The organism is Oceanobacillus longus (genome assembly GCF_042650085.1).
Lineage (GTDB): Bacteria > Bacillota > Bacilli > Bacillales > Amphibacillaceae > Oceanobacillus > Oceanobacillus longus.
Map to the genome: position 1 here is coordinate 91,320 of NZ_JBHSAO010000007.1, position 17,820 is coordinate 109,139.

18 protein-coding genes are annotated in these 17,820 nt (G+C 36.9%); 16 read left to right on the forward strand and 2 right to left on the reverse strand.

Annotated elements, in window-relative coordinates; all coding sequences use genetic code 11:
• The first annotated feature begins 24 nt into the window (after positions 1-24).
• From mnmG to ACFOUV_RS10350, 6 genes are all read left to right on the forward strand, one after another.
• Entirely contained in the window at positions 25-1,911 is a 1,887-nt protein-coding gene (gene mnmG / locus ACFOUV_RS10325; protein WP_379496686.1) for a tRNA uridine-5-carboxymethylaminomethyl(34) synthesis enzyme MnmG, read from the forward strand.
• Between the two features lie 82 nt (positions 1,912-1,993).
• Positions 1,994-2,710, forward strand: coding sequence for a 16S rRNA (guanine(527)-N(7))-methyltransferase RsmG (rsmG, locus tag ACFOUV_RS10330; RefSeq protein WP_379496687.1), 717 nt, complete (start codon positions 1,994-1,996; stop codon positions 2,708-2,710).
• 270 nt (positions 2,711-2,980) lie between these two features.
• The gene (gene noc / locus ACFOUV_RS10335; RefSeq protein WP_379496688.1) at positions 2,981-3,835 is read left to right on the forward strand and encodes a nucleoid occlusion protein; all 855 of its coding nucleotides are present in this window, start codon (positions 2,981-2,983) and stop codon (positions 3,833-3,835) included.
• A 175-nt stretch (positions 3,836-4,010) separates the two neighbouring features.
• Positions 4,011-4,784: a ParA family protein gene (locus ACFOUV_RS10340; RefSeq protein WP_379496689.1), complete on the forward strand. Its 774-nt coding sequence runs from the start codon at positions 4,011-4,013 to the stop codon at positions 4,782-4,784.
• Entirely contained in the window at positions 4,765-5,601 is an 837-nt protein-coding gene (locus ACFOUV_RS10345; protein ID WP_379496690.1) for a ParB/RepB/Spo0J family partition protein, read from the forward strand. Before ACFOUV_RS10340 ends, ACFOUV_RS10345 begins: the two co-directional genes overlap by 20 nt.
• Positions 5,602-6,457: 856 nt before the next feature.
• Positions 6,458-7,168 (forward strand): DUF554 domain-containing protein, encoded by a 711-nt coding sequence (locus ACFOUV_RS10350; RefSeq protein WP_379496691.1) that lies wholly within the window; start codon positions 6,458-6,460, stop codon positions 7,166-7,168.
• 129 nt (positions 7,169-7,297) lie between these two features.
• Here the strand turns inward: ACFOUV_RS10350 and yyaC are convergent, their stop codons facing one another.
• Positions 7,298-7,921: a spore protease YyaC gene (yyaC, locus tag ACFOUV_RS10355; protein ID WP_379496692.1), complete on the reverse strand. Its 624-nt coding sequence runs from the start codon at positions 7,919-7,921 to the stop codon at positions 7,298-7,300.
• Between the two features lie 89 nt (positions 7,922-8,010).
• Between yyaC and ACFOUV_RS10360 the strand changes: the two genes are divergently transcribed.
• The 7 genes from ACFOUV_RS10360 (at position 8,011) to rpsR (ending at position 12,856) form a co-directional block, all read left to right on the forward strand.
• The gene (locus ACFOUV_RS10360; protein ID WP_379496693.1) at positions 8,011-9,033 is read left to right on the forward strand and encodes a YkvI family membrane protein; all 1,023 of its coding nucleotides are present in this window, start codon (positions 8,011-8,013) and stop codon (positions 9,031-9,033) included.
• A 20-nt stretch (positions 9,034-9,053) separates the two neighbouring features.
• Entirely contained in the window at positions 9,054-9,953 is a 900-nt protein-coding gene (locus tag ACFOUV_RS10365) for a mechanosensitive ion channel family protein (protein ID WP_379496694.1), read from the forward strand.
• A gap of 38 nt (positions 9,954-9,991) precedes the next feature.
• Positions 9,992-10,192, forward strand: coding sequence for a DUF951 domain-containing protein (locus tag ACFOUV_RS10370; protein WP_379496695.1), 201 nt, complete (start codon positions 9,992-9,994; stop codon positions 10,190-10,192).
• A 274-nt stretch (positions 10,193-10,466) separates the two neighbouring features.
• Positions 10,467-11,567: a redox-regulated ATPase YchF gene (gene ychF, locus ACFOUV_RS10375; protein ID WP_379496696.1), complete on the forward strand. Its 1,101-nt coding sequence runs from the start codon at positions 10,467-10,469 to the stop codon at positions 11,565-11,567.
• Between the two features lie 218 nt (positions 11,568-11,785).
• Positions 11,786-12,073: a 30S ribosomal protein S6 gene (gene rpsF, locus ACFOUV_RS10380; protein WP_379496697.1), complete on the forward strand. Its 288-nt coding sequence runs from the start codon at positions 11,786-11,788 to the stop codon at positions 12,071-12,073.
• Between the two features lie 15 nt (positions 12,074-12,088).
• Entirely contained in the window at positions 12,089-12,604 is a 516-nt protein-coding gene (gene ssb, locus ACFOUV_RS10385) for a single-stranded DNA-binding protein (protein ID WP_379496698.1), read from the forward strand.
• Positions 12,605-12,625: 21 nt separating this feature from the next.
• On the forward strand, positions 12,626-12,856 hold the full coding sequence (gene rpsR / locus ACFOUV_RS10390; protein WP_010648883.1) for a 30S ribosomal protein S18: 231 nt from the start codon (positions 12,626-12,628) through the stop codon (positions 12,854-12,856).
• Positions 12,857-13,530: 674 nt separating this feature from the next.
• Here rpsR and ACFOUV_RS10395 read toward each other — a convergent pair.
• On the reverse strand, positions 13,531-14,013 hold the full coding sequence (locus ACFOUV_RS10395; protein ID WP_379496699.1) for a DUF1189 family protein: 483 nt from the start codon (positions 14,011-14,013) through the stop codon (positions 13,531-13,533).
• Positions 14,014-14,291: 278 nt separating this feature from the next.
• Here ACFOUV_RS10395 and ACFOUV_RS10400 point away from each other — a divergent pair, with 278 nt between their 5' ends.
• Genes ACFOUV_RS10400 through rplI form a run of 3 tightly spaced genes read left to right on the forward strand, consistent with a single transcriptional unit; the run spans position 14,292 to position 17,694 of the window.
• Positions 14,292-15,239, forward strand: a complete 948-nt coding sequence (locus ACFOUV_RS10400; protein WP_379496700.1) for a YybS family protein — start codon at positions 14,292-14,294, stop codon at positions 15,237-15,239.
• 32 nt (positions 15,240-15,271) lie between these two features.
• Positions 15,272-17,251 carry a DHH family phosphoesterase gene (locus tag ACFOUV_RS10405; protein ID WP_379496701.1) on the forward strand — a complete coding sequence of 660 codons (1,980 nt, stop codon included), beginning with the start codon at positions 15,272-15,274 and terminating at the stop codon, positions 17,249-17,251.
• Positions 17,248-17,694: a 50S ribosomal protein L9 gene (gene rplI / locus ACFOUV_RS10410; RefSeq protein ID WP_379496702.1), complete on the forward strand. Its 447-nt coding sequence runs from the start codon at positions 17,248-17,250 to the stop codon at positions 17,692-17,694. Before ACFOUV_RS10405 ends, rplI begins: the two co-directional genes overlap by 4 nt.
• The last annotated feature ends 126 nt before the right edge of the window (positions 17,695-17,820 follow it).

Genomic DNA, 17,820 nt, shown 5'->3' on the forward strand with positions numbered 1-17,820 from the left:
AAAAATTTGAAAGGATGAAATAAGATGACATACGATGCAGGCAAATATGATGTAATTGTTATTGGTGCTGGCCATGCCGGAGTAGAAGCTAGTTTTGCAGCTGCACGCATGGGCGCAAAAACATTAATGCTTACGTTGAATTTAGATATGATAGCCTTTATGCCGTGTAACCCATCAATTGGTGGTCCTGCAAAAGGAATTGTTGTACGTGAAATCGATGCCCTTGGTGGAATAATGGGCAAAGTAATAGATAAAAGCTATATTCAAATGAGAATGTTAAATACAGGAAAAGGTCCAGCTGTACAAGCATTACGTGCACAGGCTGACAAACCTATTTATATGAAAGAAATGAAAAGGTTAGTAGAAAATGAAGAGAATTTGACAGTTCGTCAAGGGATGGTAGATGAATTAATCGTTGAAGATGGCGTTTGTAAAGGGGTTATTACGGAATCAAAAACGGCTTACTATGCGGATGCGGTTATCGTAACAACCGGTACATTTATGCGCGGAAAAGTATTGATGGGTCATTTGGAATATGAAAGTGGACCAAATAATCAACGAGTTTCTGTTAATCTCTCTAAAAACCTGGAAGACTTAGGTTTTGATATAACGCGTTTTAAAACAGGGACACCCCCACGTGTAAATAGTCATACAGTTGACTATTCAAAAACGGAGATTCAGCCTGGAGATGAAAATCCAAAGTATTTCTCCCATGATACAGCTGATCAAATGGTAGAACAGCTTCCGTGTTGGCTAACCTATACAAATGAATTTACCCACGAGGTTATTAATAATAATCTAGGGCTTTCTGCGATGTATTCTGGTGCAAAACGTGGAGCGGGTGCACGTTATTGTCCATCCATTGAGGATAAAATTGTTCGCTTTAATGATAAGCCGCGCCATCAAATATTCCTTGAACCAGAGGGTAGGGATACGGAAGAAGTGTATGTCCAAGGTTTATCAACATCACTTCCTGAGAATGTTCAGCATGAGTTGCTTAAAACAATTCCAGGTCTGGAAAATGCTCAAATCATGCGTCCAGGATACGCAATTGAATATGATGTTATCGTGCCGACCCAACTTTGGCCAACGTTAGAAACGAAACTAGTCCCTGGTTTGTATACAGCAGGGCAAATCAACGGAACTTCGGGATATGAGGAAGCTGCAGGCCAAGGCTTGATGGCAGGGATTAATGCTGCTGCTAAAATTCTTGGGAAAGATCCGGTCGTTTTAGACCGAGCACAAGCATATATCGGTGTTATGATTGATGATCTTGTAACAAAAGGTACAAATGACCCGTATCGTTTGTTGACATCACGTGCAGAATATAGATTGCTATTGCGTCATGACAATGCCGATATGCGACTTACTGAATTAGGGCATACTCTTGGAATTGTTTCAGATGACCGTTATAATAAATTTGTTGAGAAAAAGCGTTTTGTTGAAGAAGAGAAAAAACGTCTGAGCAAAATTACAATTAAGCCAACAGATGAAGTTAATGAAATCATGGTAGAAGCCGGTGCTTCACCCTTAACAGAAGCGGTTAAAGCATATGATTTATTGAAACGCCCTGAGCTTAGTTATGAAATAATTGATCGGATGATTGAAAGTAATACTGAAATTAATAATGAGGTAAAAGAACAAGTAGGAATTCAAATTAAGTACGAAGGTTATATTAAAAAGGCAAGAGAACAAGTTGAACGTATGCTAAAAATGGAAGATAAAAAGGTACCAGTAGATATCGATTACGATGATATTCATGGTCTAGCTACGGAAGCAGTGGAAAAACTCAAAAAAGTTCGCCCACTGTCAGTAGGGCAAGCTTCCAGAATTTCAGGAGTCAACCCAGCCGACGTATCTATATTACTTGTTTATATTCAACAAGGAAGTATTGCTCGTATCGCAAACTAATTAAATGGATAGAGACTTGAAAATAGCGGCGTATTAACGTAATACGCTGCTATCTTTCAATTACGAAGAAGGAGATATCCTAATGAATCCAGAACAATTTGTAACCGCATTAAAAGAACAAGGAATTGAATTAAATAGTTTCCAACAACAGCAATTCTCGATATATTTTAGAACGTTGGTTGAATGGAACGAGAAAATTAATTTAACTGCAATTACTGATGAAGAAGAAGTCTATTTAAAGCACTTTTTTGACTGTATCACAGCATCCTTTTATTATGATATGAATAAGGAGCTTCAAATTTGTGATGTTGGTGCAGGTGCAGGATTTCCAAGTATTCCATTAAAAATATGTTTTCCTCAATTGAAGGTAACGATTGTTGATTCACTTCAAAAAAGAATTGGGTTCCTTAACCATTTAGCAGCCCAGCTTAAATTGTCAGATGTGGCTTTCTATCATGATCGCGCAGAAAATTTTGGAAAAAACAGTCAATTCCGGGAGTCATTTGATGTTGTAACAGCAAGGGCAGTAGCTCGAATGTCTGTACTTAGTGAATTATGCTTACCACTAGTAAAGAAAGATGGCGTTTTTATAGCAATGAAAGGGTCTCAGGCTAAGAATGAACTTCATGATGGAAAGAATGCAATTGAATTGATGGGTGGAGAAACAGCTGCGTTCCACACCTTCAAACTTCCACAAGAAGAAAGTGAGCGTTCTATTGTTATTATAAATAAAAAGAGAAAAACTCCAAAGAAATATCCAAGAAAAGCAGGTCTGCCAAATAAAGAACCCATAGAATGATTCCTTATTTTATGCTTGAATTAAATAAATCGTAAAAGCATTAAACTATTCTTTACTTTTTCAGGGTCAGATATGGTAAAATAGGTTTATTAATCATGCATTCTACCGCACAGCAGCAATGCTGTGGCGTTTTTTCTTAATGAAAGATTATTATGCTATACTATTTTTATATTAATTTATTAAATTATTCAAATTGTTTCACGTGAAACAATTTTATACATAGATAGAAAACTAGTTTATATTGTTAAATTATGAAGGTGGTGTCAGGTAGTGGTACATCCTTTTAATCGGATATTTGGTATGGGGGATAAGGGGAGTCCTGAACCGGACGAAGTAGGTTATACTCCGGATGAAGTGATTCAACTTGAAATAGAGAACATTCAACCAAACCGTTTTCAGCCAAGGACCATTTTTAAAGAAGAAAAAATTAAGGAATTGGCTCAAACTATTAAAACGCATGGTATGATTCAACCCATCGTCGTTAGAAAAATAGACGAGGGAAAATTTGAGATTATCGCTGGTGAACGTAGATGGCGAGCTGTTCAACTTTTAGGTTGGGATAAGGTATCATCAATAATACGAGACATGTCTGATTCAGAAACTGCTTCTGTTGCATTAATTGAAAACCTGCAACGGGAAGAGCTAACGGTTATTGAAGAAGCACATGCTTATGCGAAGCTCCTTGAATTGCATTCACTGACACAGGAAGCTTTAGCTCAACGACTGGGGAAAAACCAGTCAACAATTGCTAATAAGCTCAGGTTGTTAAAGCTTCCCGAGGAAATACAGTCAGCTTTATTGAATAAAAGGATAACGGAACGGCATGCACGAGCTTTAATTAAATTAAGGGACAAGGAAAAACAATTATTAGTCCTGCAAGCGATTATAGATAACGATCTTAATGTAAAGCAAACAGAAGAACGTATAGCTAAAATAAATGAACCGAAAGAGCCGAAGAGAAAACGCCCAAAATTAAAAGGTGTTAATAAAGATATTCGTATAGCAATGAATACGATTCGTCAGTCGTTGAGTATGGTATCGGATACGGGTGTAGATGTAGAGTCCGATGAAAAAGAACATGATGATTATTATCAAATCACAATAAAAATACCAAAAAAGAAATAATCTTATTATATTTTATCTAATCTATACCCATCTTATATCTTTCAAGATGGGTATTTCTGTGTAGTGGTTAGTCATGAAAAGATTAATATACTATTTCTTTAAAATTGTAAAATTAATAGTCCTTTTGGTGAAAATAATGATAATATAGTATTTATATAGTTAGGTAGGTGTCAACATGGGGAAAATAATGTCCATCGCAAATCAAAAAGGTGGTGTAGGAAAGACAACTTCATCAGTAAACCTTAGTGCATGCCTTTCATCATTAGGAAATAAAGTATTGCTTGTTGATACGGATCCACAAGGAAATGCAACGAGTGGGGTAGGAATCAACAAAGCTGATGTCAGTAATTGTATCTATAATGTGCTCGTTGAAGATTTACCTGCTGAAGAGGTTGTAATTCCAACAAATGTAAGCAACTTAGATATAATACCTGCAACGATTCAGCTTGCTGGTGCTGAAATTGAGTTGGTTCCTATTATTTCAAGAGAGATACGATTGAAAAAGGCTCTAGAAAGCTTAAAAGAAGAGTATGATTATATAATTATAGATTGTCCTCCATCACTAGGGTTATTAACGATTAACGCACTTACTGCCTCAGATACGGTAATGATTCCTGTTCAGTGTGAATACTATGCATTGGAAGGACTTAGTCAATTATTAAATACGATACGTCTCGTTCAGAAGCATTTAAATAAACATCTTATGATAGAGGGTGTGCTGCTAACAATGCTCGATGCGAGAACGAATTTGGGAATTCAAGTCATTGAAGAAGTAAAGAAATATTTTCAGGATAAAGTCTATAAAACAATCATACCGAGAAATGTAAGGTTGGGAGAGGCACCAAGTCACGGTTTACCGATCATTATTTATGATCCAAAGTCCAAAGGTGCCGAAGTTTATCTTGAATTAGCGAAGGAAGTGATGGCTAATGGCGAAAGGGTTAGGTAAAGGGTTAAACGCCTTTTTTCCTGAAATTGAAAAACAAGAAGATGCTTCCATTCAAGAAATTGCTATCACAGAATGTAGACCAAATCCGTATCAACCCAGAAAAACATTTCATGCGGATGCAATTGAGGAATTAAAAGAGTCAATTTTAGAATATGGTATCATTCAGCCGTTAATTGCACGGAAAAGTATCAAAGGCTATGAAATCGTTGTTGGTGAAAGACGGTTACGTGCCGCAAAAGAAGCGGGACTGGAAACCATTCCTGTCGTCGTAAAGGACTTATCCGATGAAAAAATGATGGAAATTGCACTGTTGGAAAACCTGCAGCGTGAAGATTTAACACCGATAGAAGAAGCACATGCCTATGCGAATTTAATGAGTGAGCTGAAGGTTACGCAAGAAGAATTATCAAAAAGATTGGGTAAAAGCAGATCTCATATTGCGAATATTGTTCGCTTACTTTCCCTCCCAGATCAGGTAGTTGCCTATATAAATAACGGAGACTTATCAATGGGGCACGGTCGTGCTTTACTTGGATTAAAAGATAAGGAAAAAATAATGCCGTTTGTTAATAAAATTCGGCAGGAAAAGCTAAATGTACGACAAGTTGAAAAGTTAATTATAGAATTAAATGAAAGACCTTCCAGAAAAAAGGAACAGCCAAAAAAAGATGTTTTTATTGAGGAAAGAGAAACTGCTTTGAGAGAACGATTAGGTACAGCCGTAAATATTCATAAAGGTAAACGCAAAGGGAAAATAGAAATTGAGTTTTATAATGATGAAGATTTAAACCGGATCATTGAATTTTTGGATAAATAGACATCTATCACAAAGGCTGACAAAGCAATCGTCAGTCTTTTAGTTTATTTTATTAAAGGTTGGCTAGAAGATTGAGACAGCACTTAATCATCCCACCGAAAAGGATTGTTGTTATTTCATAAAGAGTAAATAAACTGCGAAGTAACTGCCTTTCCCGCCGTCCGGGATCGCTCTGGGCGGATGCTTTCCGCGGGCACGGCCTCAGCCTCCTCGAGAAACCCACTCTGCGGGGTCTTCGGACACGTGCTATTCCCGCAGGAGTCACCGCCCGCCGCTCACCCGGACTGGTGAAGTTGTGATACGATTTCTATCTAATATCACTAAGCTGTTAGTCTTTTGTAGGCTTAATACCAGCTCTGTGAAATACACGGAGACTTCTACCATGAAAACAAACCTCTGAAATAGGGAAAAAAGGCAATAATAAAGTAGACGCAGCTCATTCGTAAAAAAGAGACAGTGCCTAATTAAAAATTCTTATAGAATATAGCTGGCGTACTATATTAAGAACTAGTATAGACACATTGCGATACATGTTTGACTGCGGGAGGCTCACCAGACGCCCGCGAAAAGCGCAGTGTATTTCCTAGAGCGGTCGCCGAAGTTCCTATCCTAGTTCACATTTTATCTCAACTACGAGGATTATAATGCAACAAATGTAACAAAATAATATAGAAAAAACCTTTTGTGAAAGTAATTGTCTAAATAAAGTGGGTGCTTCGAGAGGCTGAATCTGAAGTCGGATGAAATGCTATATTAATTGGTTTTGAATTTTCATCTCTTGCTAACGAAGAATGTTTCACGTGGAACATTCTTCGTTAGCAAGAGTATTACGAATACATATGTTGGAGAGGTAGCGATGATTTTATTTGGAACATTAATAAATGGACTATTAATAATAATAGGAAGTATTTTTGGATTATTTTTCACCAAAATCCCTGAAAGGTATAAAGAAACAGTGATGCAAGGTATAGGTCTGGCAGTAGTGTTAATAGGTCTGCAAATGGCATTTGTGACTGAACAGATCATTATTCTTCTCCTAAGCTTGTTATCTGGTGCCATTATTGGTGAAATCATTCGTTTGGAAGAGGGGTTAAATAGACTTGGTCAATGGATTGGTAGTAAATTTACGTCATCAGGAAGTGAATTTAGTGTAGCGCAAGGTTTTATTACAGCTACATTAATATTTTGTATTGGTGCATTGGCCATTATCGGAGCTTTGGATAGCGGTATTAGAGGCGACCATGAAGTGTTAATAACCAAAGGTGTAATTGATGGATTTGCTGCACTTGTATTGACAACTACTTTGGGTTTTGGAGTAATTCTATCGGTTATACCAGTCGTTCTCTATCAGGGTGCTATTGCCTTGTTGGCAACGCAAATTGAAAAATGGATACCAGAGTCATTTTTGAACGGAATGATTGTCGAATTGACTGCAGTAGGCGGATTACTTATTGTAGCAATTGGTTTAAATCTCCTAAAGATAACTCAAATCAGAATAGGTAATCTATTGCCTGCTATAGCAACTGTGGGATGTATTTATTATATTTATCAACTTATAATTCACTAAAAATAGGATTGAAATAGAGGATAGATATACAAAAACACACACGTTAATTGTAATTAATAACGTGTGTGTTTTTTGTATGTAATCATTCATCGTTCATACATTGCTGTCTTTAATCGGTTGCATACAAAGTCAGACGGTCCATTTATTGGGTTTCTGGCCCTTTGAAATAATAACAGTAGGGGATAAATGGTAGGTTAAACGCCGATCAACGCTATCCAAAACTTTAGATATTTCTCTAGCCATATCAATAACAATTGACAGTCTAGTATTTTGTAAAATAGAATGCTCCATAAATCCACTAATATTGACAACTCCAGTAATGCTTATATCTCCGATTGCAGGTAGGGATTTATTTAAAGCAGATCCTGGCTGTAATGGACCCTTTTCTGTAATTATGTGCCCGATGGAAGCATTCCGTCCGAGACAAGCATCAATTGCGATAATAAAGGGGTTCCTATGGTTTTCTTTTATTCTATCAATTGCTTCATGTAAATTAACAGCATGTACCGGTTTACGTAGTGTGCCATAAATCTGCATATGTTTTGGTTTTGTTTCTTGAAAAAATGTACCGGCCAATGGACCAAGTGCATCTCCTGTAGAACGGTCGGTTCCTATACAGAGTATTACATATTCACGAGGGATTTCCGGAAACCAGGATAAAATCCTTTCGCTCATTAAAATAGAAAGCTCAGCGTCTGTATGTGGCATACGGAAATAATCAGCAGATTTGTCAAATCGATTGTTTAGATTCATAGCTTATCCTCCCGAAACATATTGGTATAGTATACGGATTTTTTTAACGAACTATACATACGAATATTAAAAATATTGGAGGAAGCAAAATGTGGGGAGCTGGCTTTAAATGGATGTTTTTAATAATTGGTACAACGATTGGTGCTGGGTATGCATCGGGCAGGGAATTATGGCAATTTTTTGGACATGAAAGTGGACTTGCTATATTATTATTTACGGTATTATTTTCAATTTGTTGTTCGGTGATTATGAATATAAGCCATAAGTTGAAAGCACCTCATTACTTACCGGTACTTCAGGAGATTGTAGGGAAAAGATTAACCGGTGCATTTGATGTTATGATTTTATTGTATTTATTTACAACGACAGTCATCATGATTGCTGGTAGTGGCGCAACCGGTCAGGCGTTTAATTTCCCCTACTGGATGGGAATAGGTATTATTGTTATAGCGTTGGTTTTATTATTCAGTAAGGGAGTTAATGGGCTTTTAAGCATAAACCAGTTCATCCTGCCGATTCTCCTTGGAGGAATGCTGTATATTCTAATTATGTTCACCATCGATCAGGAATTGGCGTTGTTCTCGCATTGGCATGAACAACGAAATTGGATGGCTGCCTTTCCATTTACAGCTTTAAATATTTTACCACTTGTAGCAGTTCTTGGAGCGATTGGGAGTAAGGTTCATTCGAAAAAGGAAATCATGATTGCCTGCTTGGGTAGCGGCATTTGTCTCGGTGGCATTTCCTATATTTATAACAATAGTCTAATTCAAATTGCAGATGAAATCCTTTTGTATGAAATTCCTTTGTTTGCCATATTAAAGCATTACCCATTTGAGATACTGATTTTTATGTCGATTCTCTTGTGGTTTGCTATTTTTACAACAGCAGCTTCTGGGATGCTGGGGATTGTTACTAGATTACAAGAGTATTTTCAGAAACCATTACAGTCAATAGCTATTGGTACGTTAGTTTTAATGCTTCCACTAACTACATTTGGATTTTCAACATTAATTAGCTTTATATACCCCATATATGGGATACTTAATTTGTATATATTAGCCAGATTATTATTATATCCACTATGGAGTAAGCTGGACAAATGGAAGTAATTGAATTTTGGAGGATAGAAATGGAAATAATTAATGAACAATTATCAGTATTATGGACATATATAACAGGTCCGGAATTATGGACTACATTGATCACAGCTTTCTTAAGAATTATCGTTATTATTATCATCGCAATAACTATCGTGAAGGTTACGAGGTCACTGGTCGATAAGACTTTTACAAACAGGACAAGTGGTCCCATTCGGATTTCACAACGTCGTGAAAAAACGCTTAAAAAACTAATTAAAAATGTAGTTGCATATGTTGTCTACTTCATGGCAATCGTAATGATTTTAGGTGTATTTAACTTTGATGTTGGACCGCTACTCGCAGGTGCTGGGGTGGTAGGTTTGGCAATTGGTTTCGGTGCACAGAACCTGGTCAGGGATATCATCTCTGGATTCTTTATCATTTTTGAAGATCAATTCTCAGTTGGAGATTATGTAGCTGTTTCCGGTGTGGAGGGAACAGTAGAGGAAATTGGACTTCGAACAACACAGGTCTTGAGCTGGACAGGTGAAATGCATATTTTACCTAATGGAAATGTTACACAAGTAACGAATTATTCCCTTCATAATGGGCTTGCTGTAGTTGATATTAATATCCCTTATGAGAGTAATGTTGCAGATGCAGAAAAAATTATTGACCAGGTAGCGATTACGCTGCCGGAAAAGTATGAATATATAGTTGGTGTGCCGGAGACAATAGGAGTGCAGAATTTAGATGTATCGCACTTTGCAATTCGCATCATTGCAGATACATTGCCTGGGTTCCAATGGGCAGGAGAAAGAGTTATTCGAAAAGAAATGCAGGACAAACTTTATAAATCAGGCATTGAAATACCAGCGCCACGGCTTGTTATGTATTCCAATGAAGATAAAGAAAAATTATTTAGAGAAAATAGAGAGCGCGGGCTTTAATTTTTAGTTATAATGATAGAAAAAAAGGGGAGCCCGAAATGGAAAAAGAATTTGGTTTAAATGACGTTGTACAAATGAAAAAACCGCACCCATGTGGAGAGAATCGATGGAAAGTGATTCGCTTAGGCATGGATATTCGGATTAAGTGCCTTGGTTGTGGACATAGCGTAATGATCCCACGAAAAGAATTTGCAAAAAAGATGAAAAAGGTCATCGAAAAAGCAGAGGAATTAAATTAGAGTTTTTTCCGATAATAAAATAATTATTAAGTATTTTACGCCATCGTTAAATAATTAAAAAAATAGTTAAAATTGACTACATTGCTCCTGAAATAGTATTATAGAATCATAAAGAGATATAAAAAATTAAAAGTAATAGGGTTCAACGCAAAAATAGGCATCCATCATATGCCTATTTTTGCTTTTTACTCGCTTGTCTTTTTACTTACTACTATCTATAATTGGAATAACGAACGCGTTCATTTGAATGGAATCCTTAAGGAGTGAAAGTTTAATGGCATTAACAGCAGGAATCGTCGGACTTCCTAATGTGGGGAAATCTACACTATTTAACGCAATTACCCAAGCTGGAGCAGAAGCAGCAAATTACCCATTTGCAACGATCGATCCAAATGTGGGAATTGTAGAAGTACCTGACGAACGCTTAAATAAATTAACTGAATTAGTAAAACCAAAAAAAACGGTACCAACAGCTTTTGAATTCACTGATATCGCCGGTATCGTAAAAGGTGCGAGCAAAGGGGAGGGTTTAGGAAACCAATTTCTATCACATATTCGCCAGGTGGATGCGATTTGTCAGGTAGTCCGATGTTTTGTGGATGAGAACATTACCCATGTATCGGGCAAGGTTGACCCAATTGATGATATTGAAATTATTAACTTGGAGTTGATTTTGGCAGATTTGGAAACCGTCAATAAACGTTTTCACCGTGTTGAAAAGCTTGCAAGACAAAAAGATAAAGATGCAGTAGCTGAACACGATGTACTCGTGAAAATAAAAGACGGTTTAGAAAATGAAAAACCAGTAAGGGCTATGGAATTTACCGAAGATCAGCAGAAGATTGTAAAAGGTCTCCATTTGTTAACAAGCAAGCCGACGTTATATGTAGCAAATGTAAGTGAAGAAGAAATTACTGATCCTGATTCAAATGAAAATGTACAAAAGGTTAAAGAGTTTGCTGCAAAGGAAAATGCAGAAGTAATTGTTATTTGTGCAAAGATTGAAGAGGAAATATCTGAACTGGATTCAGAGGAGAAAGAGATGTTCCTGGAAGATTTAGGTATCACAGAATCAGGGCTTGATAAGTTGATTAAAGCTTCATATAGTCTATTGGGTCTGGCAACCTACTTTACAGCAGGTGTTCAGGAAGTGCGTGCGTGGACATTCCGTAAAGGGATTAAAGCTCCACAAGCAGCAGGAATTATCCATACTGATTTTGAAAAAGGCTTTATCCGGGCAGAAACAGTTTCCTATAATGATCTTGTGGAAGCAGAATCTATGGGACATGCACGGGAAAAAGGGAAAGTTCGACTGGAAGGTAAAGAATATATTGTTAAGGATGGAGACGTCATTCATTTCCGATTTAATGTATAGAAAGCTATTTAAACACGGTAGCTAGGTGTGGGTTAAAACAGTAAAAATTACCATAACGTATAATTTGGATCTCTCGAGTACTTGTCAAACGGAGTAAAATTTGGTATAATTCATCATTGTGAGTAATTAGATTATGATTATTCCTTGCTCCTACCTTAAATGAACAGATAATGTTTGTGACAGATAGGGGCCGCTAAGACCAAAAGGAGGTGTAACGGATGAGAAAATACGAAATTATGTATATCGTCCGCCCAGACATTGAAGAAGAAGCTCAAACAGCTTTAGTTGAGCGTTTTAACAAGATCCTAACAGATAATGGGGCGGAGATCGCAAAAGTAGATGAAAAAGGCAAGAAACGTCTTGCTTATGAAATCAATGACTATCGTGATGGATATTATATTATTATAAGCTTCAGCAGTGGTGATGAAGCAGTAAACGAATTTGATCGCCTAGCTAAGTTCTCTGATGATATTATTCGTCATATTGTAATTCGAGATGAACAATAATAAGGAGTGGTTCTGATGTTAAATCGTGTCGTATTGGTAGGCAGGTTAACGAAGGATCCTGATTTACGTTATACACCTAATGGCGTTGCCGTGGCTAACTTTACTATTGCAGTGAATAGACCCTTTTCTAATCAACAAGGAAACCGTGAAGCCGACTTCATTAACTGTGTTGTTTGGCGTAGACCGGCTGAAAACCTTGCAAATTATATGAAAAAAGGTAGTTTGATCGGTGTGGATGGCCGTGTTCAGACACGTACATTTGAAGGACAAGATGGTAAAACTGTATTCGTAACTGAAATAGTTGCTGACAGTGTACAATTTTTAGAGTCAAAAGGTTCCTCTTCTCAGGGAGGACAGGACTCATCAGGATCCCAGCAAAACAGAAATCAGAACCAATTTCAAAATAAAACGAGTCAGAACCAAAATCAATATCAGCAAAATCAGAGTCAGAATCAAAATCAGAATCAAGACGATCCATTTAAAAATAATGGAGAGCCTATCGATATATCAGACGATGATTTACCATTCTAGAATCTAAAAGGAGGGGTATCAATGGCAGCTCGTCGCGGACGCGCAAAGCGTCGTAAAGTGTGTTATTTCACTGCAAACGGAATTACACATATCGATTACAAAGATGTAGATTTGCTAAGACGTTTCGTTTCAGAACGCGGAAAAATTCTTCCACGTCGTGTAACTGGAACATCTGCAAAATACCAACGCAAACTTACAATTGCTATTAAACGTGCTCGTACAATGGCATTACTACCATATGTTTCTGAGTAATATAATTAAAACCTCAAAATCTTGATTAGATTTTGAGGTTTTTTCATTTAGATTATTTTCGTAATGTTAGTTGCTTTTTAATTCGCAGAGTTGAGATAAACTACGAAGTAACCTCTACCTTTATTAGATCCTATCCACAAAGCGACGTAATAACTTCTGGGTGGTATTCTAAGATGTATGCTATTGCTGCCGTCCGGGATCGCTGCGGGCGGATGCTTTCCGCGGGCACGGCCTCAGCCCCGAAGAAAAAACCAATCTTCTGGTCTTCGGACACGTGCTATTCCCGCAGGAGTCACCGCCCACAGCGATGCCGGACTGGTGAAGCTGTAGGATGTTATTTTATCTATTAACAAGTGAAGTCATTGTCAGCAACCTTCCAGCTATGGGAAATACACGTAGACTTCTGCGGGAGGAAAGGCATAGGTGAGACTCGAAATGCGCCAGCATGAAGAGGCTCACCAGCCGCCCGCGAAAAGCGAAGTGTATTTCCCATAGCGGTCGCCGAAGCTTCTACATCAACCAGCAGTTACTTCGGAGTTTATAGATTTTATGAAATAACAACAATTCTTTTCGATGGGACGAGTATGTGAAGGCTGTTAGAAAACAGCCTTCACATAAAATAATAATTAGTATTTTGTCGATTTACCTTCCTACCTAAACAGCCAACGTAAGTTTTACATTCTTCTTTTTGGATAAATCGATATCATTTTTATTAATAATCCAATCGTATATATAAAAGCAAATAAGAGATATGTATCGTTTACACCAATAATGAATGCGATAATAGTAAAGAGTAAGAATGGAATCGTGGTTGAGAATGCGCTCATTTTCCAAAGGATGGGAAACCGTAATTTACGTTGCATTAAATAAGCGATCCCTCTTCCAATATAAGCAACAAGAGAGAGACTGATTATAGCAATAATGGTCAATGGAAGATAATAAAACATAAAAAAATAGATGAATTTAAAGATAAAGTTAAGTTCTGATCCAAATCCGGTAGTAGCATTTAACCTTTCAATAAATTCAGGAATGCAGACTATAGCCAAAAGAATGAACATATAAATGATTGCAACATCCATTCCGACTCGATTCAATCGGAACATAGCTTCTTTCTTTGGTAATTTAATACTGTTAAGAAAAACTTGTAGGTAATTCATGATTTTCATCCTTATATATATGTAATTACTTACATTATAATGCAAAATAAAGAGGAATGCGTCTCTCATTGTGGGAAATAGATCACATTTTTCAAATTGTGACAAATATTGTCAGATAAGAAACCAAACATTCCATTTAGTGTGCGCTAGGCTTGAATTCTTATTGCCCGGGAAATAAGAATTTCTACATTATCCGACAAGCCTTTCTATAAAAATCATGTTATCATATTATAATACGTATCAATCAATATATTTTTACTAGCATAGAGGTGCAATGAATGAATCAATCTAGAAAAATGACAGACGGAGCATTAATGTTGGCTATATTTATGGTGCTATTGTTTATTACCATTTTTGTTCCTGTAATATCGATAATTAGCATGTTCTTTCTACCAATTCCATTTGTGTTTTTTGCTTCCAGATATGGCTTTAAGCCATCCTTGTTAATGTTTGCTGTAGCCATGTTGTTAACAACACTTTTTACAACATTCTTTTCTTTACCGCTAGCAGTATTAATGGGATTGGGAGGCCTCACAATAGGTAGTGCTATTTATAAAGGATTATCTCCATATGAAACATGGGCCAGAGGAACATTGGGTTTTGTTATTGGTCTATTGTTCGTTTTTGTATTCAGCCAAGTCCTATTTTCGGTTAACTTGGTCGAGGAATTTGAGTTAATTGTAACTGACTCATTGGAAATGAGTGCGTCCTTGATGGAACAATTCGGTGCCGCAGAACAAACAGAAGCAATAGGGGAACTGTTGGAGTTGCAAGTACAAGTTCTAATTGACCTGCTGCCAGTAGGTGTAGCTTTATCTGCTATATTGCTTGCATTTCTTTCTCAATGGATTAGTTATAAGTTTATTAACAGGATTGAAAGGAAACAGCTTCGTTTTCCACCATTTCGCAATTTAAGATTCCCAACATCAATAATATGGGTTTATTTCTTTGCTTTACTTCTTTCATTCTTTAATCTTGATCCTTCTGGTATATACTTTATGGCGGTACAGAATGTTATCGTACTTACCGGTCTATTAATGACATTGCAAGGATTCTCATTTATATTCTTTTATGCCCATCATAAGAAGATGTCAAAATTTATACCGATTTTTAGTATTGTTCTTACAATACTTTTCCCAACATTTTTGCTTTATTTCGTTCGAATCTTAGGTATAATTGATATAGGCTTTAGGCTAAGGGATCGCCTGAAAAACGGAAATAAATAGATAGGTGATTTGAGATATAGGAGCTGATCGTGATGCCAGACTTACAAAAGAAACCTACTCTGAGTAGTCATTTGTGGGTAATTTATTTATTATCCCTTATTTTACTTGGTGTAACATGGTACTTTCAATGGATATTGGGTCTCATTATGACTGTTGTTTTGGCTGCTTCCTTTTATTATAGTATTAGGACAGAAAGAGCACTTCTTCATGAAGCAGAACAGTATATTTCCACGATTTCCCACCGGATTAAGAAAGTTGGGGAAGAAGCATTATTGGAGATGCCATTTGGAATTATTCTTTATAATGAAGATTTTAATATTGAATGGGCTAATCCATATATGAATAAATTCAGTGATAATAATCATGACTCGCTTGTTGGTGATTCCCTTAACAAACTATCTGAAAATCTTATCCCAATGATTAAAGAGAATAAGGACAGTGTTTGGTTTGAACTGAATGATTATAAGTTTCAGACAGTTATCAGGAGAGACGAACGATTACTTTATTTAATGGACCGAACGGATCAGCAAGAATTGCAGCAGCTTTATCATAATGAACAAACGATATTGGCAATTATTTTCTTGGATAATTATGAAGAAATCACCCAAAACATGGATGATACTGTGAAAAGTCAATTGAACTCTCAAGTGACCACTGTATTGAATAATTGGTCCAGCCATTATGGGTTGTATTTAAAACGTACATCACAAGAAAGATTTTTGGCGGTTGGAACGAAAGAAATTCTCCAACAGCTGGAAAAGGTTAAATTCGATATTTTAGATGAAGTGCGAGAGATGATTGGTGCAGAGAATAATCCAGTGACCTTAAGTATTGGTGTTGGGGTTGGGAATATCAGTTTGCCTGAGCTAGGAGAACTCGCACAATCCAGTCTTGATTTGGCGTTAGGGCGCGGTGGTGACCAGGTTGCAATTAAAGAGGATCAGGGCAAAGTGCGTTTTTACGGAGGAAAAACAAATCCAATGGAAAAACGAACACGTGTCAGAGCACGTGTGATATCCCATGCATTAAAAGAATTGATAAAAGCGAGTGATAATGTCATTGTCATGGGACACAAGTCACCAGATATGGATTCTCTTGGTGCGGCGATAGGTGTGTTAAATATTGCGAAAATCAATAATATTAATGGGCATATTGTTTTTGATCCAGATGATTTGGATACAGGTGTATACCGTTTAGTTGATGCAATTAAAGCGAATGAAGAATTATGGAGCTATTTTGTTGAACCTGACGAAGCAGAGGAAATGATAACAAGCAAAAGTTTACTAGTCATAGTCGATACGCATAAACCATCTATGGTAGCTGTTGAAAGCCTGCTTAATAAGTCGGAATATAAAGTTGTTATTGACCATCACCGCAGAGGTGAGGAATTTATCGATAATCCTACATTGGTTTATATGGAGCCATATGCTTCTTCCACTGCGGAACTGGTAACAGAGCTATTGGAATACCAGCCCAAAGGAACCAAGCTGAAAATGCTTGAAGCGACTGCTTTACTGGCAGGCATAATTGTGGATACAAAAGGTTTTACATTACGAACAGGATCCAGAACTTTTGATGCTGCTTCTTATTTACGTTCCAAGGGGGCTGATACAGTCTTGGTGCAGCAATTTATGAAGGAAGACTTGGAACTTTATATTAAGCGAAGTAAAATAATTGAACGTGCTAAAATTTACCGAGATCATATAGCAATCGCAAAAGCTGAATCAGGCACAGCATATAGCCCCGTATTGATTGCCCAAACTGCGGATACGCTGCTTACGATGACGGGAATAATAGCATCATTTGTCATTTCTGAAAGAAGTGATGGAAGAATTGGTATTAGTGCCAGATCGCTTGGTGATGTAAACGTACAGGTTATCATGGAGAAAATGAATGGTGGTGGCCACTTAACAAATGCCGCTACTCAAATAGAGGATACAACGATTAATGATTCAGAAGCATTTCTAGTAGATATTCTGAATGAGTATTATGAAGGGAGAGAAACGGAATGAAAGTAATTTTTCTTAAAGATGTAAAAGGCAAAGCAAAAAAAGGTGAGGTAAAAAACGTACCCGACGGATATGCACGTAACTATCTGTTAAAAAATAAACTTGCAGAGGAAGCAACTGCAGGAAGTTTGAAAGCATTGGAAGCTCAAAAGCGCAAAAGCAGTCAAATGGAGCAACAGGAAAAAGAAGAAGCTATGAATCTTAAAGATACTTTAGCAGAATTAACGATAGAACTGAAAGCAAAATCAGGAGAAAGTGGTCGCTTGTTCGGTTCCATTACAAGTAAACAAATTGCCGATGCGCTAAATAAACAACACGGGTATAAGATTGATAAACGTAAAATTGAACTCGATCAGCCAATTCGAGCATTAGGCTATACAACTGTACCAGTGAAACTACACCTTGAAGTTTCTGGTTCTGTAAAAGTACATGTAAGTGAACAGTAAAGGATTAAAAAATAGTACATTACTGAAATCGGCGATTAAGCCGATTTCTTCTTTATGGACAGTTGACTTGTATAATTTGGTAAAAATAAAGAGGAAATAATTTACCTCTTGGAAAAAGGGGGAGAG